Raw genomic sequence first — 23038 nt, forward strand, 5'->3', positions numbered from 1 at the left:
GCTCCTTCGCGGGTCGTGCGGGCGGGGCTGTGCGGGGTGTGCGGTGCGCGCCGCTCAGGCGTCGCGGCGCAGCAGCTTGGTCCGCAGGACGGACTCGTTGAGCCCGAGCTGACGGTCGAGCTCCTTGGCGGTCGCGGGCTCCGCGGTCAGGTTGACCACGGCGTAGATGCCCTCGGCCTGCTTCTTGATCTCGTAGGCCAGGCGGCGCCGGCCCATGACGTCGATCTCGTCGACCGAGCCACCGTCCTTGGGGACGACGGCGAGCATCTTCTCCAGCGTGGGCTGCAGGGTGCGCTCATCGGTCTCGGGGTCGAGGATGATCATGAGTTCGTACTGACGCATGGTGATGACCCACCTCCTTCGGTCTGTAGCGGTCACGGTCTCTCCGTGACAGGAGGGCTTCACACGTCCCACCGCTCCGCCGCCAGCATGCCATCGTGGGGACGGCTGCGGCGGACTCGTCCACAGGCCCCGGTGTCCCGGAGCCACGGACCGCGGTGAACCCGACCACGATACCGGCCCCGGTCGGCGGGCGCCTAATCCCGTCGCGTCCGCCTCATCGGCTTCTCACCCGGGTGACGCCATACTGGGTCGGCACCGACCCGAAGGAGAGGTATGAAGATCGCCGTCGCCGGCACCGGATACGTGGGGCTCTCCCTCGCCGTGGTCCTGGCCCAGCACCACGAGGTGTCCGCGCTGGACATCGACCCGACCAAGGTCGACCTCATCAACGACCGGCGCAGCCCGATCCACGACCCGGAGATCAGCGACTACCTCGCGACCCGGGAGCTGACCCTCCGGGCGACGACCGACCCGGAGGAGGCGTACGCCGGTGCGGAGTGGGTCGTGGTCGCGACCCCGACCGACTACGACACCGAGACCAACTTCTTCGACACCCGCAGCGTGGAGTCGGTGGTCGCCGACGTCCTGCGCGCCAACCCGGACGCGGCGATCGTCATCAAGTCCACCATCCCGGTCGGCTACACCGAGCAGCTGCGCGCGGAGCACCCCGGCGCGACCATCCTCTTCAGCCCGGAGTTCCTGCGCGAGGGGCGCGCGCTGCACGACAACCTGCACCCCTCTCGGATCATCGTCGGCGACACCGGCGGGCGCGGCCAGCAGTTCGCCGACCTGCTGCTCGAGGGGGCGCTGGACGACGACGTGCCGGTCCTGCTCACCCACTCCACCGAGGCGGAGGCGATCAAGCTCTTCGCCAACACCTATCTCGCGATGCGGGTGGCCTACTTCAACGAGCTCGACACGTATGCCGTGACGCGGGGCCTCGACACCCGTCAGATCATCGAGGGCGTGGGTCTCGACCCCCGCATCGGCGCGCACTACAACAACCCCAGCTTCGGCTACGGCGGCTACTGCCTGCCCAAGGACACCCGGCAGCTGCTGGCGAACTACGGGACCGTGCCGCAGACCCTCATCACCGCGGTGGTCGACGCCAACACGACCCGGATGGACTTCATCGCCGCCGACATCCTCGACCGGCACCCGCGCCGCGTCGGCATCTACCGGCTCATCATGAAGGCCGGGTCCGACAACTTCCGCGCCTCCAGCGTGCAGGGCGTGATGTCGCGGCTGCAGGCCCGCGGGGTGGAGATCGTCATCTTCGAGCCGTCCTACGACCGCGACACCTTCCAGGGCTGCCGGGTCGTGCGCGACCTGTCCGCGTTCGCGGAGGCGGCCGACGTCATCATCGCCAACCGCCTCGACGAGCACAGCGAGACCTTCGGCGACAAGCTCTACACCCGCGACCTCTACGGACGCGACTGACGGCCGGGTGGGAGCCCGCGGTTTGGCACGATAGGCGCATGCCGCGACCGGACCCCGCCCCCTCCCCGGGGCGGAGCCGACGGCGCGACATCGAGGGGCTGCGCGCGGTCGCGGTCCTGGCGGTGCTGCTCTACCACCTGAGGGTGCCCGGGCTCGGCGGCGGCTTCGCCGGGGTCGACGTCTTCTTCGTCATCTCCGGCTTCCTCATCACCGGCATCCTGCTGCGCGAGGCCGACCGCACCGGGCGGGTGTCGCTGCGCGACTTCTGGGCGCGCCGCGCCCGGCGGCTGCTCCCCGCGGCGCTGGTGGTCGTCGCCGTCACCTTCGCCGCGGGCTGGGTGGTGCTCCCGACGAGCAGCCGGCCCGAGCTGCTCGCGGACGTGCTCGGCTCCTCGCTCTACGTCGTCAACTGGGTCCTGGCGGCCCGGTCGGTGGACTACCTCGCCGAGGGGGCGGGCCTCTCCCCGCTCCAGCACTACTGGTCGCTCGCGGTGGAGGAGCAGTTCTACCTGCTGTGGCCGCTGCTCGTCGTCGCGGGCCTCGCGCTCGCCGCGCGCACCGGCGCCCGCCGCCGGGTCGTCCTGGCCGCGCTGCTCGGCGTGGTGACCGCGGCCTCCCTGGTCTGGTCGGTGGTGGCCACGGCGCAGAGCCCGCAGACGGCATACCTCGTCACCCCGACGCGGCTCTGGGAGCTGGGCGCCGGGGCCCTGCTGGCCTTCGCCGTGCCGGTGCTGCCGCGGCTGTCCGCCGCCACGGCCCAGGTCGTCGGTAGCGCCGGGCTGGCGCTCGTGCTGCTCACCGTGGTGGCCGTCGGCCCCGGCACCCCCTGGCCGGGCACCGCGGCCCTGCTGCCCGTGCTCGGCAGCGCCCTGGTCGTCGCGGCCGGGACCTCGGGACACGCCACCCTCGCCGGGAGGCTGCTGTCGCTGCCGCCCCTGGTGTGGGTGGGAGGCATCTCCTACAGCCTCTACCTCGTCCACTGGCCGCTGCTCGTCCTCGTCGAGGAGCAGCGCGGCACGCTGGGGCCGGTGGGCCTGGCGCAGGTCGGCGCGGTGACCGTCCTGCTCGCCTGGCTGCTGCGGCGGCTGGTGGAGGACCCGGTGCGGTTCAGCCGCCGGCTGGCGACCCGGCCCGGCCGGTCGCTCGTCGCCGCCGGCGCCGCCATGGCCCTGGTCACCGGCGCCGCGGGGGTCGCCTGGGCCACCCGCCCGACCCTGGGCACGACGACGGCACCGGGCCCCGCCGCCCTGGTCGACGACCCGTCGGCGCCGGTCTGGGAGCCGGTGGCCCTGCCCCGACGGATCTACGACCGGACCGGCCCGGTGCAGCCGGACCCGGCGCTGGCCCGGCAGGACGTGCCCGGCTACTACGCCGACGGCTGCCAGGTGCAGCAGGGCGTCGCGGAGCCGGACCCGTCATGCGTCTACGGCGACCCGGCCTCGAGCACCCGGGTCGCCCTGTGGGGCGACTCCAAGCTCGGCCAGTACGCCTCCGCCGTCGACGCGATCGCCGCCGCGGAGTCGTGGCGTCTGGAGCTCTACCTCAAGAGCGCCTGCTCACCCACGGTGTCCGGCGCCACCGACGAGGACTGCAACGCCTTCGGCCGGGAGGTCGTGCGGCGGCTGCTGGCCGACCCGCCGCACCTGGTGCTCATCGGCTCGGGGGGCTTCGAGGCGGCCGAGCGGGAGGGCATGGTCGAGGGGGCGCGGGCGCTCACCGACGCCGGCATCGAGGTCGTCGTCGTCGACGACAACGCGCACCCGGACCACCAGGCCTACGAGTGCGCCGCCGCCCACCCCGACGACCTGCTGGCCTGCGAGCGCCCGCCCCGGGGGACCTTCGGCCGGGCGCACCTACGGGCCGTGCACGAGGCCACCGGCGCCCCGGTGCTCGACCTCAACCCGTGGATCTGCCCGGAGGGCGACACCTGCCCGGTCGCGCTGGGCGGCCAGCTCGTCTACCGGCAGGGCAGCCACCTCACCGACACCTACGCCCGCTCGCTCACCCCCTTCCTCTACCGCGCGCTCAGCGACCTGGGGCTCACCGACGCCGCGGCCGACGACATCGCCCTCGACGACGTCCCGCCGCGGCCCTCCGGGGGAGCCCGGTGACCGCCGGCACCGCGCCGCGCGCCACGGTCGCCTCCCCCGCGTCGGGCGCCAGCCGGCTGCGCGGCGACATCGAGGGGCTGCGCGCGATCGCGGTCCTCATGGTGCTCGCGTTCCACGTCGGCCTGCCCGGGGCCGGTGGCGGCTTCGCCGGCGTCGACGTCTTCTTCGTCATCTCCGGCTACCTCATCACCAGCCAGCTCGTCCGCGAGGCCCGACGCGACGGACGGGTGTCGCTGCCCCGGTTCTACGCCCGCCGCGCCCGCCGGCTGCTGCCGGCGGCGACCCTCGTCCTGGTGGTCACCACGCTGGCCGGGTGGGTGCTGCTGCCGCGAGGCCGGCACGCCGACCTCGGGACCGAGGTGCTCGCGGCCACGGGGTATGTCGTCAACTGGCTCCTCGCCTGGCGCGAGGTGGACTACCTCGCCGAGGACCAGGACCCCTCGCTCGTGCAGCACTACTGGTCGTTGTCGGTCGAGGAGCAGTTCTACGTCGTCTGGCCGCTGCTCATCATCGCCGTGCTCTGGCTCGTCCGGCGCCACCGGCTGCGGCTGCTGCCGACGCTCACCCTGGCGCTGACCGTCGTGGTGGTGGCCAGCCTCACCTGGTCGGTGGTCCGGACCGCGTCCTCGCCCGGCGAGGCGTACTTCGCCACCACCACCCGGGTGTGGCAGCTCGGGGTCGGGGCGCTCCTGGTGCTCCTGACCTCCCGGCTGGAGCGGCTGCCGCAGACCGTCCGCGCGGTGCTGGCCGTCGCCGGCGTCGCCGGGATCGTGCTCACCCTCGTCGCGGTCGACACCGGGACCCCGTGGCCCGGCACCGCCGCCGCGCTGCCGACGCTGGCCACGGCGGCGGTCATCGCGGCCGGCATCCACCCGGACGGCACCGCGGTCGGCCGAGCGCTGGGAGCCGCGCCGCTGCGCCTCGTCGGCGGGCTGTCCTACGGCCTCTACCTGTGGCACTGGCCGCTGCTGCGGCTGCTCGCCGAGCGGGTGCCCGAGTCCGGGCTCGGGCTGCGGCTGGGCGTGGCCCTGCTCGCCGCCGTCCTGGCCTGGCTCACGCTGCACCTCGTCGAGAACCCGCTGCGCTACTCCTCCGCGCTGAACCGCTCTGCCCGCCCCGCCCTCCTGGCCGGCGCCGCGGCGATGGGCACCTCCGCGGCCCTGGCCGGGGCGCTGGTCGTCAGCGCGCCCTCGCTCCAGCTGGCGGACGGCGCGACGACCCAGGGACCCGTGGGCGCGCTGGCGCTCGTGGCGCCGGCCAGCCGTGACACCCCGGACCTGGAGCTGGTCGACGACCTGGAGGCCGTGACCGCCCGGGTCGACCAGCCCGTGCCGGACCCGGCCGTGGCCGACCAGGACATCTCGCTGGCCTACCGCGCCGGCTGCCAGGTGACGACGAGCGGCACCGAGCTGCGCAGCGACGACGCCTGCACCTTCGGGGACCCGGAGGGCGACACCGAGGTCGCCGTCGTCGGCGACTCCAAGATGGAGCAGTGGAGCTCCGCGCTGCACGCCATCGGCCAGCAGGAGGGGTGGCGGGTGCGCTTCTACACGAAGTCGGCGTGCGGCTTCGTCGCGCAGGGCCGCTCACCGGAGTGCCACGACTACAACACCATGCTCGCGCAGCGCCTCGGCCAGCCCGAGCACGCTCCCGACCTCGTCCTCACGTCGGTCGGGCAGGGCTACCCCGAGGAGCTGGCCGGCTCGATGGTGGACCTGCTGCGTCCGGCGCTCGACGAGGGAGCGGAGGTCGTCCTGGTCGCGGACACCCCGCTTCCGGAGCCCCGCGGCGTCGCCGAGGGGGTGAGCAGCTTCGAGTGCCTCGACCAGCACCGCGACGACATCGCCCCGTGCTGGAGCCCGGCCGCGCCCGCCTCGGGCACCCGGGTGCTCACCGAGGTGGCCGCGCGCCTCGACGCCCCCGTCGTGGAGCTGCTGCCCTGGGTATGCCCCGCGCCCGACCGGCTCGGCGGGTGCGCCCCGGTCGTCGGCGGGGTCGTGGTCAACCGCCAGGGCAGCCACCTCACCGCGACCTACGTGCGTTCCCTCACCCCGGTGCTGCACCACGAGCTGGCCCGTCTCGGGGTCGCGACGACCCCCGTGGAGGACATCGGGTGGGAGCTCCCGCAGGACCCGGCCACCGACCGCTGAGCGCGCGGGGCCCGGCGGACGGACCGCACTCCGGGGTGACGACGAGGGGGCGGCAGGACCGGTCAGCGGCAGTGCGCGCAGGGCACGACCACCGGCGCCCACGCCCCGGGGTCGGCCGAGCGGGAGACGTGCCCCTCGGGGTAGAGCTCGGGCATCGGGTGCTCGCCGTGGAGGATGCCCGGGGGCCGGCCGGCCACGAGGTCGAGCTCGAGGCGGCTGGCGGCCGCCTCCCACCCCAGACCCATCCGTTCGTCGTGGTCGGCGCGGAACGGCTGACGACCACCCGGGGTCCGGGTGAGCTCGCCCAGCACGGCACCCCGCTCGGTGCCGTAGAGGTCCACCCGGATGAAGGGCAGCCCGGTCGCGAGGGAGAGGTGCCGGGCCATCTCGACCATCTCCGGCAGGTCCGGCGGCACCGGGACGCCGGTGTCGTCCGCGCGCCCGATCATGACCGCGCCGAGCTCCGTCCCGTCCGCGTCGACGTAGCGGTACCCCATGGACCGCAGGTGACCGTGCCGGGAGACGCGCCGGAGCATGACGTGCTGCACCTCCCCGTAGCTGACGTTGATCTTCACGTCGTCCGGGATCGGGCCGCCGCCGGGCTGGCGGAGCACCTCCTCGGCGAAGAAGGGGCCGCTGATCCGGTGCTGCGCCACGCGGGAGGTGAAGTGCTCACGCACCTCGTCCGCGCTGAGCGACCGCACCCCGTCGAGGGTCTGGTAGCCACCCCCGGCGACCCGCCGCAGCGGCAGCACGCCGTGGCTGCCGGCGCCCCCGTCGGACTTGACCACCACCTCGTCGGGAAGGGCGTCCAGGTCGATGCTGCCCGGGTCCTCCCACACCCCGAGGATGCGGGGGGTGGGGATGCCGTGGCTGACGGCGAGCCGGTAGTTGCGCAGCTTGAAGGGCACCTGGCGCAGCGGGTGGCGGCGCTCGGGGTCGAGCTCGCGCAGCGCGACGGTCACCCGGCGCAGGGTCACGAGGTGGTGGGTGAAGCTGGAGCGTGCGAGGAGCTCCTCCGGGTCGACCAGCGTGGCAGCGTGGTCCCGCTGCGCGGAGAGCTCCTGCTCCAGCGCGGCGCGCTCGCCCTCGAGCGCCCGGATCCGCTGGTTGCGGCGGCGCAGCTCGGCGTCCCGCTTCTCCAGCGGCGGGATGCGCCGGATGACCTCACGTCGCAGGTTCATGACCTCTCCTCGGTCCTCGTGGGCGCGTCCGCCCCGGTGTGCCTGTGCCCGGCGCGCCAGGCCCAGCCCTCCGGGGGCGTCCCCCAGAGCCGGTGCGCGCGGCGGTGCGCCTCGGTGTCGCCGTCGGCCGCGGTCCGGTCGGCGGTCAGGGTGAGACCCCCCTGGTGGAGGCGGACGCCGCGGACCGCGGCCGGAGCCTCGGCGAGCAGCGGCCCGGGGGTCCAGTCCGGACCCGGCGGGTCGGGCACGGTGCGGGTCAGCCAGGCCCGCAGCTCAGGGTCGGTGAGCCCGTCGTGGTCCACCACGAGGGCGTCGGCGCGGGTGCCGTCGCCGGCGCTGCGCAGCGGCAGCCGGACGGGGGAGGCGGCGGGCGCGGCGTGCTCGCCGACGCTCTGCGCGCCCCCACCCGCCCAGGACAGGTGCGGCCGCAGGCGCTCGACGAAGCCCTCGTGCCCGTAGCGCTCGCGCACCAAGGCGGTGGTGCGCTCGACCCGCTCCCGGTACGCGTCCGGGTCGGCCACGTAGCGGGCCACGAGCGCCTGCGCCTCGCCCGGCACCGCGTAGTCGAGCAGGTCCCCGAAGGTCGGCCGGTGCTTGGGGTGGGCGATGACGAGGACACCGCTGGCGGCGGCCTCGAGCAGGGTCCGGCCGAACGACTCGTGGGCGTCCGGGTTGTCCAGGTAGACGTAGAAGTCGAGGTCGGCGAGGAAGGGCCGGACGTCCTCGGCGGTGGCGGGCAGGACCGTCCAGCCGGGCGGCTCCTCACCCGGGTCCTCCGTGGCGGCGCGCAGGGCCGCCACGGTCTGCTCCCCGCCCAGGATGCGCACCTCGTGGCCGGGGCCGAAGGCATACCCCTGCCGCAGCTCCGTCCAGGTCGGGGGGAACTTGATGCGGTCGTCGCGCGAGTGGCGACCGACCACCACCGTCCCCGACGCACCGGGGGGCCGGTCGGTGGGCCGCACCGCCCAGGCGTCGGCGTCGATGAGCCCGGGGTTGTCCCAGGGCGTCAGCGCGACGTCCGGGTCCTCCTCGCGCAGGACCCGACGGATGGTCGGGCTCTGCGGCACCCACGTGACCGGTGCCCCGAACAGCTCGGCGGTGCGCCCGGTGACGTCGGTGACGACGTAGCGCTGGTCGCTGCCGTCCGGCTCCAGCGGGCCCTGGTTGGCCATGACGAGGACCTGACGGGCCCGGACCACGCGGGCCAGGCGCGGGGGGTACTGCAGGATCGGCGGGTAGCGCACCAGCAGCACGTCGATGTCGACGTCGTCGTCGGGCAGCACCCAGGAGACCTCACCCGAGCGGACCAGCTCGGTGAACGGGGCGGCGAGCGGCTGGTCCTGCGCCGACATGAAGCGCAGCGCCTCCAGGTGCATGACGCCGACCCGCAGGCCCGCCTCCCGGGCCGCACGGATCTCCTCCATCATGGAGCGCTGCGGGCCGCCGAACTTGCGCCAGTCACCGGCCACGACCAGGTCGAGCTCGCGCGGGCGGGTGTCGAGCAGCGGGTGGGTGGGCCGGGCCCAGCGCCGCGGCTCGGGGAAGCGACGGGGCGCCTCCGGGTCGAGGTATGCCGTGTCCTCGCCCCCCGCGACGGCCTCGTGCCACGGGGTGTAGAGCGCCTTGTAGAGCTGCCGCGCAGGATGGCGGTAGCCGTTGGCGAACTCCTCCGAGGACAGCGTGGCGGGACCGCCGCGCAGGATGGTCGTCGTCTCCTCCACGTCCCGCACGACGGGCCCGAAGGCCGCCTCCAACCGCCGGGTGAACTCCGTGTCGGCGCCCTTGCGGGTGGGGTCGAAGAAGCCGATGCGGTTCATCACCGGTCGGCGCCGGAAGAGCACCGTGGCGGCCGAGGCGAACCGGGGCTGGTAGCCGGGCCGGGTCAGCACGAGGTCGGGGGTGACCCGCACCCCCTGGGCCCGGGTGGCGAGCAGGCCCGGGTCGGCCAGGAGCGGCTCCAGGCACACCTCGAGGGTCTGCGGGTGCCACCAGTCGTCGGAGTCGACGACCACGACGTAGTCGCCCCGGGCCAGGCGGAGCGCCGTGTTGCGGGCCCGGTAGGTGCCGCCGTTGACGGCCTTGCGGACCACCCGCACCCGCTCGTCCAGCTGTTCCGCCTCGGTCAGCAGCGCTGCGGTCTCCTCGTCACCGGAGCCGTCGTCGACGACGAACAGCTCGAGCTCGGCCCAGCTCTGGGCGAGGACCGAGCGGACCGCGGTGAGCAGGGCGGGGCCGGGGCGGAAGCTGCTCATGAGCACGGTCACCAGCCCCGCTCCTCGTGCGGGCCGGACCGGCCGGGTGGCGAGCGTGTCGAGGTGCGGGGCCCGGCCCTCCCCCGGTGACCGGAAGGGCGCCAGCCGGCCGCTGGCCAGCGCGGCCGAGAACGCGGCCGCCCACGGCTCACCCTGCCCGGCGGCCGCCGGGTCGAGCCGGGGGTGCAGGGCGTCGGCCCGGACGGAGGAGGCCACGCCGGGCCGGACGCGACGGTCGGCGGCCAGCTCGACCGCGCCCCGGGGGTCGCCGCCGAGGACGCGCAGCTGGGCCAGCATCTCGACGTGCTCGCGGCGCAGGACCGGCAGGTGCGGGGAGGCGGCCAGCTGCTCGAGGAGCGCCCGGGCCACCCCGACGTCCGCGGGATCCCCGGTCTGGACGGCGATCACGCGGGCGAGGTCGGCCACACCCAGGGCGTCGGCGTCGTCGGGGAGGCCGGCCTCCGGGCCGCGCGCCGACCACGCCGCCAGGTCCTCCGGCAGGTGGCCCGGCCAGGCGACCTCCGCCAGCACCTCCCGGGCGTGCACGGAGCGGGTGCGCAGTGTCGTCGCGACCAGCGCCCTCGACCGGCGGGCAGCGATCCGGGCGTGGTCGGCGGCCACCCCCCGCGTGCTCGCCCGGTGGGGGCCGCTCACCGCGGGTCGTGCTCGGCCCGCGAGCCCGTCCGGGCCAGCGCGTCGTCGAGCGCCGCCTGCATCCGGTCCAGCCGACCGGTGTACTGCGCCTGCAGCAGCTGCACCGCGCCGAGCAGGTCGGACTCCGAGGCGCCGGCGGTGACCTGCGGCTGCGCGGGCGCCCGGGCGGCCCGGATCTCGTCGCGCAGGTAGGTCCGCAGGCTGCGGACCCGCCGCCAGGAGTCCAGCTGGACCGCGAGGACGGCCGCCCCCAGCAGCCCACCGGCGAGCGCCGCGAGGACCGGGCTGCCGATGGCCGCTCCGACGACCAGGACCGCCGCCAGGACCAGACCGAGGGCGCTGCCGACGACGGGGACGAGGCGAACGGGCACGCGACAGGCCTTCCTGCACGGGGGTGGGGTGTCGGGGTTCCGGCACCGGGCCAGACGGTGTTCACTGTACCCGGGGCCGGGCGCCCCGGTCCGGCACGACGCACCCGAGAGCCCACGAGGGAGACCTGTCCACCCCATGAGCACCGATCCGGTCCCGCCGTGGCTCTCCTGGCAGCTGGGCCACGGCCCGGCCGGGCACGACGTGGCGGCGCTGTTCCACCTGGCGCTGCGGCACCGCTCGCCGGACGCCCTGGAGGTGCTCGCAGAGCGGGCCAGCGCCGCCCGGCACACGGCGGGGACCCTGCTCGACGCGGTCCTCGACGGAGGTGTCCCCGCGGCCTGCCTGAGAGGGGTCGAGCAACGGCGGGCCCTCGCGGGGGTGGCCTTCGTCTGGGCCGGCCTGCTGCGCTCGGACCGGGAGCTGCTGGCTTCGGCCCTCGTCGTGGAGGCCCTGTGGCCGGTCGACGGCTTGTCGTGGGTCTCCCCGCAGCTGCGGATGACCGCCCTGCAGACCCTCTACCTCGCCGGTCGGCACGCGGAGCTTCAGCAGCTGCTGCGGGGGGTGGAGGGCCTGCACCCCGACGCCGACCTCTACCTGCGGGTGGACCTCGCCAACCCGCACGGCACGAGCACGGTGGCCCTCCCGGAGGAGGGCTGGGAGCGGCTGCTCGCCACCCGCTTCACCGACCGGGGGCTCGCCCCGCCGCGGCTGCGGCCGACGGAGGACGGCCTCGACGAGCCATCGCTCAGCCCCTTCGACCGGCTGGGCGCGCCGGGGGCCACGCCCGGGTCGGCACCCGCCGACGAGCTCGTCACCGTCGTCATGCCCAGCTGGCGACCGGACGCCGGGCTGCTCACGGCGGTGCGCTCCATCACCGAGCAGACCTACGCGGAGCTGGAGGTCGTCGTCGTTGACGACTGCTCCGGACCCGGTTACGAGGACGTCTACGCGCAGGTGGCGGCCCTCGACCCGCGGGTCCGGGTCCTGCCGATGGAGCGCAACGGCGGGTCCTACCTCGGGCGCGCCGCGGCCATCGCGACCTCCCGGGGCAGCCTCATCACCTTCCAGGACGCCGACGACTGGTCGCACCCGAGCCGGATCGAGCACCAGGTACGGGCCCTGGCGGACGCGGGACCGGAGGCCCCGATGACCCGCAGCCTCGCGGTCCGCGCCAAGGACGACCTGACCCACCAGTGGCTGGGCTACCGCGCGGTCCGGGAGAACGCCTCCTCGCTGCTGCTGCGACGCAGCGTCCTGGACCGCACGGGAGGCTTCCTGCCGGTCCGCAAGGGCGCCGACTCCGAGTTCGCCGAGCGCGTGGCGCGGCTGCACGGCCAGATCGTCGACGTGGACCTGCCGCTGGCGGTGACCCGGCTGCGTGCCGGGTCGCTCTCCCGGGGCGACTTCACCTTCTCCTGGGCCGCCCCGGAACGACGGGCCTTCCGGTCCAGCTTCATGGCGTGGCACCGTCGGCTCAGCCGTCGGCGGCGCACCGGGGGTGACGTCACCGTCGACGACGCCACCCTGGCCGCGCTGCCCTTCCCCGTCCCGGCCGCCTGGACCCGGGGGCTGCCGGTCGGGCCACGGGTGCCGCACCGGCTGGGCACGGCCTACCTCGGCTCCTTCGCCGCGCCCTCCCCCGGCCGGGCCGGGGCGTGGCTGAGGGAGGAGCTGGCCACCGACCCGCCCGGGCCGCTGGTGGGGCTCTGGCACCACGAGGGCCACGCCGCCGCCGGCATCCGTCGGGCCGAGCTGGACCGGGGGCTCGACGACCCCCTGCTCGACGGGCGGGCCTGGTTGCTCTCGCGCACCGACGACCTGGCCGTCGACCGCCTGGTCATCCTCGACCTCTCCGTCCTGGCGCTGCTGGGCGCGCAGGAGGTGCGGGTCCGGGCCGGGGCCGTCGAGGTGTGGCTCGGCACCGAGAGCGTCCGGCCGGGGCCCTCGGGCCTGCCCGAGGACCTGCTCGGCGCCGCCGACCTGGTCCGCTCGTGGTGGGGTGTGCGGCCCCGCTGGGTGGTGGCGCCGTGGCTCGACGACACCGAGGTCGCCGAGGTGCGCCGGGCGCTCCCCGGGCTCGACCTCGCCGGTCCCGGGGGTGACGATGTCCGCTGAGGCTCCCGGTCAGGAGGGTGCGCCCGCAACGGCCCTGGTCGTCCTCACCGTGGACCCCGACCCCCGTGCCGTCGCGCTGACGGACGACCTGGCCGCCCTGCTGCCGTCGGTCACCCTCGCGCGGACGGCCCCCGACGCCGTGCCCGCCCCGGACCTGCTGGTCCTGCGCGCCGGGCACGGCCGACCCCGCTGGCAGCAGCTGCCGCTGCGGGTGGTCGAGCGCGTCCTGCCCCCCGCCCCCGGGGCACGGATCGCGGTGCGGCTCGACCCGCGCTTCGGTGACGCCGTGCGGGGCGTCGACCTCGTCGTCGTCCTGGGTCCCGGTGAGGAGGAGGCCGCCGCGGCGGCGCGGGCCGCGTCCGCGGGGCCGAGGGTGGTCAGCGGGCTCGGGCCGGCGCGGGCGCTCGGCGCGGCGCTCGCCCTGCCCCACCTGCCCACCGGCCGCCCCCGCCGCCGCTCGAGCCTCCCGGACGACGAGCTCGACACCCTCCGCACCGTCCTGCGCCTGCTGCCGGGTGACGCCCCGGTGACCGACGAGGTGCGGGACCGGGCCCGGCTGCTCCCCTGGACCACCCTCGACCCGCTCCAGCGCGACCTCCTCGTCCAGGACCTCCTCCCGCTGCTGGGCGAGGACGACGTCGTGCTCCGCGGGTGGTCGCTGCTCGCGGAGACCGCCCCGCCCTCGGACGAGGGGACGGCCACGACGGACGCCGACGCCGGCGCGCGGACCTCCTCGGACGCCCACGCGGACACGGTCACCCGCGCCGCGGAGGACCTGCTGGCCGCCGCGGACACCGTGCTGACCGCCGACCCCGCGACGGCCTCCCGCTGGGCCGCCCTCGCCCTGCGTCTGCTGGCCGCCGTCGGTCGTCCCGTCCGCGAGCCGCTGCGCGCCAGCCGGACCGGCAGGACGCTCACCGACCCCCTCGACGGCACGCAGGACCGCGTCGACGGTGCGATGGTGGCCGGCGCCGGCGCCGGCACCCCGGCCGCGGTCGACGGAGCGGGCGCCGCCGAGCCGGGCCCGGCACCCGCCGGCCCCGCGTCGGACGACCGCGGTCACCACCGGGTCCTGCTGCTGCCCGCGCAGGGCTCGGGGCCGCCCCTGCGCTCGACGCTGCGGGTCTCCCCGGTCGTGGACGTCACCCTGCTCGGCGGACCCGACGTCGTCCCCTCCTCGCTGCGCGGTGCCGGCGTGCCCGACGCCGTGGTGGAGGCCCGGCTGGGGGCCGGGCTGGGCCTGCCGGTGCGGGCCTACGCCCCCTTCTCCGCGGCGCTGCAGGACGCCGACCCCGACGTCGTCCTGGTCGACGGCGCCGACCAGCGGGCCGTCCTCGCCTCGCTCGCCGCGCCGGCCGACGCCCGCGTCGTGGTCCTGCTGCGGGCCGGGGACCTCGACGGCCCGTGGGTGCCCCTACTCGCGCCCGGCCAGACCCTGGTCGTGCTCGTCCCCGACGAGGCGTCGCACCGGATGGTCCGTGCGCTCGCGCCCGAGGCGCACGTCGCCGTGGTGCCGGGGCTCGACGCGCTCGGCACGCCGACGGCAGCGCAGGACGACGCCACCGCCGCCGCGGCGGCGACGCTGCGGCAGGTCGTCCTCGGTGACGTCGGTCGACTGGCGGACCTGACCGCTGCGGGGGCGCACGAGGAGGCCATGGCCCTCGTGCACGAGCTGCTCGACCGTCCCGCCGGCACCGTCGCGCCGGCGGTGCTGCAGCAGGCCGCGCTCACCACCACCAAGGCCGGCGAACCGAGGACCCGGCTGGCGGTCCTGCGGCGCTGGGCCGAGGCGGACGGCCGCCCGCTGGTCGCGACCCTGGTCCGCGAGCAGGAGGGGCGGCTGCGCGAGTTCGAGCCCGGGTGGTGGCCGGGTGACCTCGCCCCCACCCCGGTCCTGCCGGTGCCCGGCCGGGTGCTGCACGTGCTCAAGGCCTCCCTCCCGCACCGCACCAGCGGGTATGCCGTGCGCTCGTTCTACCTCCTGCGCGAGCGCAGGCGCGCCGGGGAGGACGTGCTGGCCGTTACGCCGCTGGGCTTCCCGGACGAGCCGGCGCCACCGGTGGAGGACGTGGGCGGGGTGCCCCACCTGCGGCTGGCCCGCCCCGAGGCCCCCGAGCGGGAGGCTCCCGACGAGCGTCTCGACGCCTTCGCCCGACGGCTGCTGGACGTGGTGGTCGAGCACCGCCCGGCCGTCCTGCACGCCCACTCGGGCCACCGCGGCTACGAGCTGGCCCTCGCCGCCCTCGCCGTGGGCCGGGCCACCGGCATCCCCGTCGTCTACGAGGTCCGGGGCCTCTTCGAGGCGGTGTGGACCGCAGACGTCGACCGGGCGACCCGCAGCGAGCTCTACCGGCTGCGGCGCGAGGCGGAGACGCGGGTCCTCGCAGAGGCCGACGCCGTCGTGACGCTGAGCGACTCCATGCGCGAGGACATCGTGCAGCGTCCCCCGACCCCGGACGGGCTGGCACCGGACCCGGCGACGGTGGTGGTCGTGCCGAACGGGGTCGACGCCGCCGCGATCGCTCCCCGCGAGCCACGCGCGGACCTGCGCGCCCGGCTCGGTCTCGGCGACGGGCTCGTCGTCGGCTACGTGAGCAACCTGGACCACCCCCGCGAGGGTCAGGAGACGCTCGTCGAGGCGGTGGCCGTGCTGCGGCGCCGCGGGCTCGCCGTCAGCGGACTCGTCGTCGGGGGCGGGGAGCGCCAGGAGACCCTCGAGCGGCTGGCCGTCGAGCGGGGCGTCGCCGAGCACGTCGTGCTCACCGGGCAGGTCCCCCACGACGACGTCGGCGACTACTACGCCCTCCTCGACGTCTTCGTCGTGCCCCGCATCGACGAGCGGGCGGCGCGGCTGGTCACGCCGCTCAAGCCCTACGAGGCGATGTCCATGGGCCTGCCGGTGGTGGTCTCCGCGCTGCCGGCGCTGCTCGAGATCGTCGGCGAGGGTGAGCGTGGCGCGACCTTCCCCCCGGGGGACGCCGAGGCCCTCGCGGACGTGCTGGAGGGCCTCCTGGCCGACCCGGGCCGACGGTCGTCGATGGCACGGGCCGCCCGGACCTGGGTGCGGGAGCAGCGCACGTGGGAGGCCATCGCCACCCGCTACGACCGGGTCTACGAGATCGCCCTCGCGGGCAGGGAGGTCCGCTCAGCGGGGGGCGTCGGCGAGCCGACCCATGGCGTCGACGAAGGCGCGTGAGTGCACCGACCAGTCGAGCTCGCGGGCGGCCAGCGCGTGCCCGCGGCGGCCGGTCTCGGCGGCGCCCTCGGGATCCTCCACCCAGCCCATGAGGGTCTCGACCGTCCGGTCCACGTCGTGGAAGGGCACCACCACCCCGGAGCCGCTGCGCTCGACGAGCTCGACGGCCCGCGGCAGCGGCGTCGTGACGACGGGGATGCCGTGCGCGATGTACTCGACCACCTTGGTGGGCATGCTGGGGCGGAAGTTCGCGACGTCGTGCAGCAGGGACAGGCCGGCGAGAGCACCGTCGAGACGCCCCAGGGCCTCCCGCGCGGGGAGGAAGCCGATCCACTCCAGGTGGCCCTGCTCCTGGGCCTCCTCGAGCTGCGCGGTGACGGCCGCGCCGTGCGCCGGCCCGACGACCTGCAGCACCGCCCGCCCGCCGGAGCGTCGGCGCAGCTGCTCCCCCACCGCGACGAGCTCGGCGACGCCCCGCTCCCGGGCCAGGCTGCCGAGGTAGACCACCCGCAGCCGCCCCTGGTCGTCGGGGGTCCCCGCCGGCGGCGGGTCCGTCGGGACCGGTGTGGTGTTCGGGACGACCAGGTGCTCCTGGGCGAACCGGTCGGCGTAGTCCTCGTCGGCCAGGATGAGCACCATGCGGCGCTCGGCGCTGCGCTCCAGCGCCGAGGCGACCGAGGCCAACGGCCCCCGGAGGCGGTCGGGGACCCAGGAGCGCAGCGCGACGACCGCCCGGGTGTCCTCGTGCACGTCCCACACCGTCACCGGCAGGGAGACCCCGAGGGTGGCCGGGACCAGCTCGGGGTCGTGCAGCAGCACCACGTCGTGGCGCGGCCCCAGCTCGCGCAGCACCCGGCGGGCGTCCCGCTGGGCGGCCAGCCGTCGCCGGCCCGTGGACCGGGTGACGTCGACCGGGGTGAGCCCGGGGACGCCCGTGGGCTGCTCCACGCCGTGCCCGGTGAAGGGGGCCGCGAAGGTCACCTGCCAGCCGGCCTCCAGCAGGCTGGTCACCTGACGGTGCCGGATGCGCGCGTCCTCCGGGTGGTGGACGACGGTGACGACGAGGATCCGGCGCGGGCTCACCAGTTCCCCTCCGGCTCCCACCTGCGCAGCAGCTCGCGGGCCGCCTCCGGGCCCTGCTCGGTCATGACCCGCTCGATCTCCTCGTAGCGTTCCTTCCACACCTGGCGGTGCCGGCCGTACTTGCGGCCGTAGAGGCCGTTGACGACCGAGGGCCGCCCGTCCCCGAGCAGCCGCCCCCCGTCCATCCACAGCACCCGGGTGCACAGCTGGTTGATCCGCTTGCGGCTGTGCGCCACGAGGAAGACGGTCCCCGCCTGCTCACGGATCTCCTCGATCCGTTCGGTGGCCCGCGCCCGGAAGTGCTCGTCACCGGTGGCCAGCGCCTCGTCGACGATGAGGATGTCGGGGACCACGGCGGTCGAGATCGCGAACCGCAGCCGCGCCGCCATACCGGTGGAGTAGCTGCTCATCGGCAGGTCGATGAAGTCGCCGATGTCGGCGAACTCGATGATGTCGTCCATCCGCCGACGGACCTGCGCCGGGGTGAGCCCGAGCGCCTGGGCCCCGATCCAGATGTTGTCGCGGCCGCTCAGCTTCTTCTGCAGCACCGCGTTGACCCCGAGCAGCGCGGCCCTGCCGCCCAGCCAGATGGTGCCGCTGCTCGGCGGCACCAGGCCGGCGACCGAGCGCAGCAGCGTCGACTTGCCGGACCCGTTGCGACCGATGATGCCGATCGTCTCCCCGCGGTAGGCCACGAAGGACACGTCCTTGACCGCGTGCACCTCCTGCACCCCCAGGCCCGCCTGGGAGCCCCGGCTGAGCAGGCGGCGCACCGCGCCCTCCTCCTCGCTCTCCTCCGGTCGCTTCGGGCTGCCGTAGATGCGGTAGCGGATGTCGACGTGGGACACGATGACCGACGGGATCCGCTCGCCGTCGATGGTGGGGGCCGCCCCCCCGATCGCCTCAGGCACGGCCATACGTCCCCTCCCCCCGCCAGAACACGACGAAGCCGGCGACGAAGAGCAGCACCGCCCAGCCGGCGGCCACGGCCCAGGTCTCCCAGCGCAGCTCGAACCCCTCCAGGAGGGTCTCCCGGACCAGCGTGAGGCTCACCGCGACGGGCTGGTACTCCAGGACCAGGCCCACCCACCGGGGCGCGTCGTCGATGTTGGCGAACCGCACCTGGATGGAGAAGAACACCCCGGAGACGTAGCGCAGCAGCCGGGTGATGAGCGGCACGATGTTGGCGAGGTCGCGGACGTTGTGCACCGCCCGGGAGATGAGCATGGCGATGCCCAGCCCCATGACGACCACGATGAGCAGCGCCACCGGGAAGAGGAGCCACTCCCAGGTGACCGGTTCCTCGGTGATGAGGGCGATGACCACGAGGACGAGGAAGGCCGGGATGTTGTTGACGAACTCCGAGATGACCTTGACTACGGGCAGCAGCACCCGGGGGAAGGCCAGCGAGCGCATCATGCCGACATTGCCCAGCAGCGAGCGCGCCCCGGAGGTGAGGGTCGCCGAGATGAAGGAGAAGGTGAACAGGCCGACGGTGAGGAAGGCGACGAAGTTGTCGACGTCGCGGCTCAGGCCGAGCAGCTGGCCGAAGATGAGGTAGTAGGCCACCCCGAGCAGGATCGGGTTGATGACCGACCACAGGATGCCGAGGTAGTTGTCGCGGTGCTGGCTGACGACCTCGCCCTTGGCCAGGGACCACATGAGGTGGCGGTAGAGCCAGATCTCCTTGATGTAGCTGCCCAGCGAGGGTCGCACCGCGACCTGCGTCATCCCGTGGCGACGCGCCAGCTCCTCAGCCTCGGCGTAGGGCAGGACCGGGGGCTGATGGTGCGGCTCGGGCCCGAGGTCGGAGCTCACAGCCGGACGACCTTCTCCCCTCCGGTCGCGGCCCCACGCGTGTCGAAGAACGCCCGGGAGGCGTCGGCCAGCGCGTCCACGTCGTAACCCCGGTGGTTCTGCACGAGGATCGTCAGGTCGGCCTGTCCGGCCGCCGCACCCGCATCGTCGACCCGCTGCGCCTCCGGCACCGCGTGCCAGTCCTGCACGTGCGGGTCGTGGAACAGCACCCGCGCACCCTTGGCCGCCAGCAGCCGCGCCAGCGGCACCGCCGGACTCTCCCGCTGGTCGGCGATGTTCGGCTTGTACGTCACGCCCAGCAGCAGGACCGTCGAGCCGTTGAGCGCCTTGCCCTCGGTGTTGAGCACGTCCTGGGCACGGGAGACGACGTAGGCCGGCATCCCGGCGTTGATCTCCTGCGCCAGCTCCACGAACCGGAACGGGTAGCCCAACCGGGCCCGCACGTTGTGCGACAGGTAGTTCGGGTCGATCGGGATGCAGTGCCCCCCGACCCCCGGACCCGGGTAGAACGCCTGGAACCCGAACGGCTTGGAGCTCGCGGCGTCGATGACGTCCCACAGGTCGATGCCCAGCTCGTGGCAGAACCGGGTCATCTCGTTGACCAGCGCGATGTTGATGTGCCGGTAGGTGTTCTCCAGCAGCTTGGCCGTCTCCGCCTCCCGGGTCCCCTTGGTCCGCACCACCGTGTCCACGAACGTGCCGTAGAACCCGGCCGCCGCGTCGCTGCACGCCGGGGTGTGCCCCCCGACCACCTTCGGGGTGTTCTTCGCGCCGAACTGCTGGTTGCCCGGGTCGATCCGCTCGGGGCTGAACGCCAGGTGGAAGTCCTGCCCCGCGACCAGGCCGCCGGCCTCCAGCGCCGGCCGCACCACCTCGTCCGTCGTGCCCGGGTAGGTCGTCGACTCCAGGATGACCAGCATCCCGGGCCGCAGGTTGCGGGCCACCGCCGCGACCGCCGACTCCACCGCACGCAGGTCCGGGCCGCCGTCCGCGGACAGCGGCGTCGGCACGCAGATCACGGCCACCTGCGCCTCGGCGATCCGCGACTCGTCCGTCGTCGCCTCGAAACCACCCTCGCGCATCTGCGCGATGTCCTCGTCGGCCAGGTCGTCCACGTGCGACCGGCCCTCGTTCAACGCGTCCACCACACCCTGGTGGATGTCGAAGCCCAGGACCCGCATACCCGCCCGGGTCGCCTCCTGAGCCAGGGGGAGGCCCACGTAACCCAGGCCGATGATGACAGCGTCGACAGCCACGATGGCCAGTCTCCTTCGCGACAAGAGGGGTGGTCGGGGGCGCCGGTCAGGCGCGTCCCGAGCATAACGCCCTGTGTCATGATCGCCGGTATGTCCTCGGTGCTCCTGCTGTCCAGCAACGGAGCGGGGATGGGGCACCTGACCCGCCTGCTCGCCTACGCGCGGCGGATGCCGCCGCAGGTCCGGCGGCACGTGGTGTCGCTGTCGCAGGCGGTGCCGGTGGTCGAGGCCGAGGGGCTGCCCTGGGAGTACCTCGCCTCGCAGGGCGCCTCCGGGCTGCGGCCCGCGGCGTGGCGGCGGCTGTTCGCCGAGCAGGTCGCCGAGATCCTCCACCGCGTCGACCCGGACGTGCTCGTCTTCGACGGCACCCACCCCTACTCCGGGCTGGACGAGGCGCTCGCCAGCCACCCCCGCACGCGTGCCGTCTGGTCGCGGCGGGGGATGTGGCGGGCCGGCCGCAACGCCGACCAGCTGGCCAAGACGGCGTGGTTCGACGCGGTGGTCGAGCCGGGCGACCTGTCGGCGGCCGCCGACCGCGGCGCCACCGCGACGGTGCCGGAGGACGCGGTCCTGCGGGTGCCGCCGGTGACCCTGCTGGACCCGGGGCAGACGCACGACCGGGCCGACGCCCGCGCGGCCCTCGGGCTGCCCGCCGAGGGGGCCCTCGCGCTCGTCTCGCTCGGGGCCGGCAACATCAACGACACCGACGACGAGGTGGGGGCGGCCGCCGCGGCCCTGACCGAGCGGGGCATCGGGGTGTGCGTCACCGCCCCGGCGATCGCCGAGCGGGCGTATGCCGGTGACGTGCACCTCGTGCGCCACTTCCCGCTGTCCGAGCACTACCGGGCCTTCGACCTGGTCGTGGCCGCGGCCGGCTACAACTCCTTCCACGAGTCGCTGCGCCTGGGCGTGCCGACCCTGCTCGTCCCCAACCGGCACACCTCGCTGGACGACCAGGAGGCGCGGGCCGGCGAGGCCGCCCGGCGCGGCTGGGCGCTCAGCGCCCCCACGCTCACGTCAGGGGCGGCCGGGCCCCTGGTCGACGAGCTGCTGGCGCGCGGCGAGCAGCTCGCCGCGGCGGCCACGGGTGCCGACCCCGGCAACGGGGCGCAGGCCGCCGCGGACCACATCCTCGCCGTGGCGGGCGCGGCGTGACCCCCACCCCGGCGCAGCGGCGCCGTCAGCAGACCGTCGCCCGCTGGACCCGGCGGCTGCCGGGCTACCGGCTGGCCCTGGAGGAGGTATTGCCCCGGGTGCGGCGCAGCGCGACCCTGTCGGACCTGGCGTGGCGCGTCTTCGCGCCCCGTCACGGGGCGGGCCACGTCGACGTGCCGATGCGGGCCGGGCGGGGCGTCACCGGGGCCGACGTCGCGCGGCTGCCCGTGGTGGGGGTCGTCGCCACCGGGCTGGAGGAGGCGGCCGCGGAGCGGCTTATCGACGAGGTGTGCGCGCTGCAGCGGGAGCTGGGCTCCTTCCGCCCGCTCTTCGTCCTCGACCTGCCGCTCTTCGCCGTCGCCCGGCGCCACGACGTCGTGCTCGAGCTGGTCGTGCCGCAGGAGGTCTTCGCCCGCGGCGCCCACGGCGACCCGGACGGGTGGGCGGACCACGTGGCCCGCCGGCTGGCGGGCATCGTCGACCACTACCAGCTCTGGCACCTCGCCCGGGCCGACGCCGACGGCCTGGACCCCGCGGACGTGCGGCTGCTGCGGGTGATCGGCGAGCGGCTCCCGGCCGACCTGGAGGTGCACGCCACGGGCGAGGGGCAGGAGCACGGATGACGCACCGACCGCTGGTCCTGCACGTCACCGGCGCCCGACCCAACTTCCCCAAGGCCGCGCCCGTCATCGAGGCCCTGGGCGCGCACGAGGTCGAGCAGCTGCTCGTGCACACCGGCCAGCACTACGACGACCGCATGAGCCAGGTCTTCTTCAGCGAGCTCGGGCTGCCCCGGCCGGACGTGGACCTGGGCATCGGGTCGGGAACCCACGCCGGGCAGACCGCGGCGGCCATGGTGGGGCTCGAGGAGGTCATGCTCGAGCGGCGCCCGGCGCTGGTGGTGGTCTACGGAGACGTCAACTCCACGGTCGCCGCGGCGCTCGTCGCGGCGAAGCTGCACATCCCGGTCGCCCACGTCGAGGCCGGGCTGCGGTCCTTCGACCGCACGATGCCGGAGGAGGTCAACCGGGTGGTCACCGACCGCATCAGCGACCTGCTGCTGGTGACCTGCGCCGACGCGGCGGACCACCTGCGCGCCGAGGGGGCCGACCCGGCGACCGTCCACCTGGTGGGCAACCCCATGATCGACACGCTCCTGCGGCACCGCGGGCGCCTGGACGAGGGGCGGGCCAGGAGCGAGGTCGGGCTGCCCGGCGCCGGGGACTACGTCCTGGCCACCCTGCACCGGCCGGGGAACGTCGACGACCGTGAGCACGCGCGCCGGGCGGTGGCGACCCTGCACCAGGTGGCCGACCACTGCCCGGTGGTCCTCCCCATGCATCCGCGCAGCCGGCCGCGGCTGCTCGACGTCGGGCTCCTCGACCACCCGGGGATCCGGCCGTCCGACCCGCTCGGCTACCTCGGTTTCCTCTCGCTGGTGCAGGGCGCCTCCGTCGTGGTGACCGACTCCGGTGGCGTCCAGGAGGAGACCACCGTCCTCGGGGTGCCCTGCCTCACCCTGCGGCCCAGCACCGAGCGTCCGGTGACCATCACGCACGGCACCAACGCCCTCACCACCCACGCCGAGCTGCCGGGGGCCGTGGCGGCCCGGCTGGCGGCCGGGCGACCCGCCCCGGGGAGCACGCCGGTGCCGCCGCTCTGGGACGGGCACGCCGGCCCGCGCATCGCGGCGGTGCTGGCGGGTGCCCTGCGGGCGGCCTGAGTGGAGGCCGACGACGCGGCGGTGCTGCTCGGGGCTCACCCGCACGGCTACCTCGTGCTCGTCGGCGACGCGCAGCGGGACGTGCCCGGTGACTGCCGGGGGTGGCGGGTGCGGCCCGACCTGTTGTCTGGGACCACCCTGGTGCTGCAGCCGCGGACCGTCGTGGCCCTGGCCCTTATACACATCT

At 75.2% G+C, this 23038-nt stretch carries 17 protein-coding genes; 9 read left to right on the forward strand and 8 right to left on the reverse strand.

What is annotated here, in order from left to right:
- Positions 1-54: 54 nt before the first annotated feature.
- Complete coding sequence (gene rpsF / locus EUS26_RS03620; protein WP_130011812.1) at positions 55-342, reverse strand: 30S ribosomal protein S6; 288 nt, start codon at positions 340-342, stop codon at positions 55-57.
- Positions 343-615: 273 nt separating this feature from the next.
- Here rpsF and EUS26_RS03625 point away from each other — a divergent pair, with 273 nt between their 5' ends.
- The 3 genes from EUS26_RS03625 to EUS26_RS03635 are packed head-to-tail and all read left to right on the forward strand — an operon-like array spanning position 616 to position 6043.
- Complete coding sequence (locus EUS26_RS03625) at positions 616-1782, forward strand: nucleotide sugar dehydrogenase (RefSeq protein ID WP_130011813.1); 1167 nt, start codon at positions 616-618, stop codon at positions 1780-1782.
- 38 nt (positions 1783-1820) lie between these two features.
- Positions 1821-3893, forward strand: a complete 2073-nt coding sequence (locus EUS26_RS03630) for an acyltransferase family protein (RefSeq protein ID WP_130011814.1) — start codon at positions 1821-1823, stop codon at positions 3891-3893.
- Complete coding sequence (locus tag EUS26_RS03635) at positions 3890-6043, forward strand: acyltransferase family protein (RefSeq protein ID WP_130011815.1); 2154 nt, start codon at positions 3890-3892, stop codon at positions 6041-6043. The genes EUS26_RS03630 and EUS26_RS03635 overlap by 4 nt, the downstream gene beginning before the upstream one ends.
- A 62-nt stretch (positions 6044-6105) precedes the next feature.
- On the opposite strand, the gene EUS26_RS03640 is transcribed toward EUS26_RS03635, so the two are convergent.
- From EUS26_RS03640 to EUS26_RS03650, 3 genes are read right to left on the reverse strand one after another with little or no spacing between them, the layout of a single operon-like run.
- Entirely contained in the window at positions 6106-7227 is a 1122-nt protein-coding gene (locus EUS26_RS03640) for an ATP-grasp fold amidoligase family protein (protein ID WP_130011816.1), read from the reverse strand.
- Complete coding sequence (locus EUS26_RS03645) at positions 7224-10133, reverse strand: glycosyltransferase (RefSeq protein WP_130011817.1); 2910 nt, start codon at positions 10131-10133, stop codon at positions 7224-7226. Before EUS26_RS03645 ends, EUS26_RS03640 begins: the two co-directional genes overlap by 4 nt.
- Positions 10130-10504: a hypothetical protein gene (locus tag EUS26_RS03650; protein ID WP_130011818.1), complete on the reverse strand. Its 375-nt coding sequence runs from the start codon at positions 10502-10504 to the stop codon at positions 10130-10132. The genes EUS26_RS03645 and EUS26_RS03650 overlap by 4 nt, the downstream gene beginning before the upstream one ends.
- A 136-nt stretch (positions 10505-10640) precedes the next feature.
- Here EUS26_RS03650 and EUS26_RS03655 point away from each other — a divergent pair, with 136 nt between their 5' ends.
- Complete coding sequence (locus tag EUS26_RS03655) at positions 10641-12620, forward strand: glycosyltransferase family 2 protein (protein WP_165368491.1); 1980 nt, start codon at positions 10641-10643, stop codon at positions 12618-12620.
- Positions 12610-15816, forward strand: coding sequence for a glycosyltransferase family 4 protein (locus EUS26_RS17090; protein WP_202865029.1), 3207 nt, complete (start codon positions 12610-12612; stop codon positions 15814-15816). Before EUS26_RS03655 ends, EUS26_RS17090 begins: the two co-directional genes overlap by 11 nt.
- Here the strand turns inward: EUS26_RS17090 and EUS26_RS03665 are convergent.
- From EUS26_RS03665 to EUS26_RS03680, 4 genes are read right to left on the reverse strand one after another with little or no spacing between them, the layout of a single operon-like run.
- On the reverse strand, positions 15766-16899 hold the full coding sequence (locus EUS26_RS03665; RefSeq protein WP_202865030.1) for a glycosyltransferase: 1134 nt from the start codon (positions 16897-16899) through the stop codon (positions 15766-15768). The two genes, EUS26_RS17090 and EUS26_RS03665, sit on opposite strands and share 51 nt — an antisense overlap.
- A complete protein-coding gene (locus tag EUS26_RS03670) occupies positions 16896-17816 on the reverse strand; it encodes an ABC transporter ATP-binding protein (RefSeq protein WP_130011820.1) in 921 nt (306 codons plus the stop codon). The genes EUS26_RS03665 and EUS26_RS03670 overlap by 4 nt, the downstream gene beginning before the upstream one ends.
- On the reverse strand, positions 17803-18717 hold the full coding sequence (locus EUS26_RS03675; RefSeq protein ID WP_130011821.1) for an ABC transporter permease: 915 nt from the start codon (positions 18715-18717) through the stop codon (positions 17803-17805). Before EUS26_RS03675 ends, EUS26_RS03670 begins: the two co-directional genes overlap by 14 nt.
- Positions 18714-19973: a nucleotide sugar dehydrogenase gene (locus EUS26_RS03680; RefSeq protein WP_130011822.1), complete on the reverse strand. Its 1260-nt coding sequence runs from the start codon at positions 19971-19973 to the stop codon at positions 18714-18716. Before EUS26_RS03680 ends, EUS26_RS03675 begins: the two co-directional genes overlap by 4 nt.
- Positions 19974-20063: 90 nt before the next feature.
- Here EUS26_RS03680 and EUS26_RS03685 point away from each other — a divergent pair, with 90 nt between their 5' ends.
- The 4 genes from EUS26_RS03685 to EUS26_RS03700 form a co-directional block, all read left to right on the forward strand.
- The gene (locus EUS26_RS03685; protein WP_130011823.1) at positions 20064-21128 is read left to right on the forward strand and encodes a glycosyltransferase; all 1065 of its coding nucleotides are present in this window, start codon (positions 20064-20066) and stop codon (positions 21126-21128) included.
- Complete coding sequence (locus EUS26_RS03690) at positions 21125-21751, forward strand: hypothetical protein (RefSeq protein ID WP_130011824.1); 627 nt, start codon at positions 21125-21127, stop codon at positions 21749-21751. Before EUS26_RS03685 ends, EUS26_RS03690 begins: the two co-directional genes overlap by 4 nt.
- Positions 21748-22851: a non-hydrolyzing UDP-N-acetylglucosamine 2-epimerase gene (wecB, locus tag EUS26_RS03695; RefSeq protein WP_130011825.1), complete on the forward strand. Its 1104-nt coding sequence runs from the start codon at positions 21748-21750 to the stop codon at positions 22849-22851. The genes EUS26_RS03690 and wecB overlap by 4 nt, the downstream gene beginning before the upstream one ends.
- Positions 22852-23038 (forward strand): hypothetical protein (locus EUS26_RS03700; RefSeq protein ID WP_130011826.1); only part of this gene is annotated, 187 nt, incomplete at its 3' end.

It is taken from the genome of Serinicoccus sediminis (assembly GCF_004153545.1).
Classification (GTDB): Bacteria; Actinomycetota; Actinomycetes; order Actinomycetales; family Dermatophilaceae; genus Ornithinicoccus; species Ornithinicoccus sediminis_A.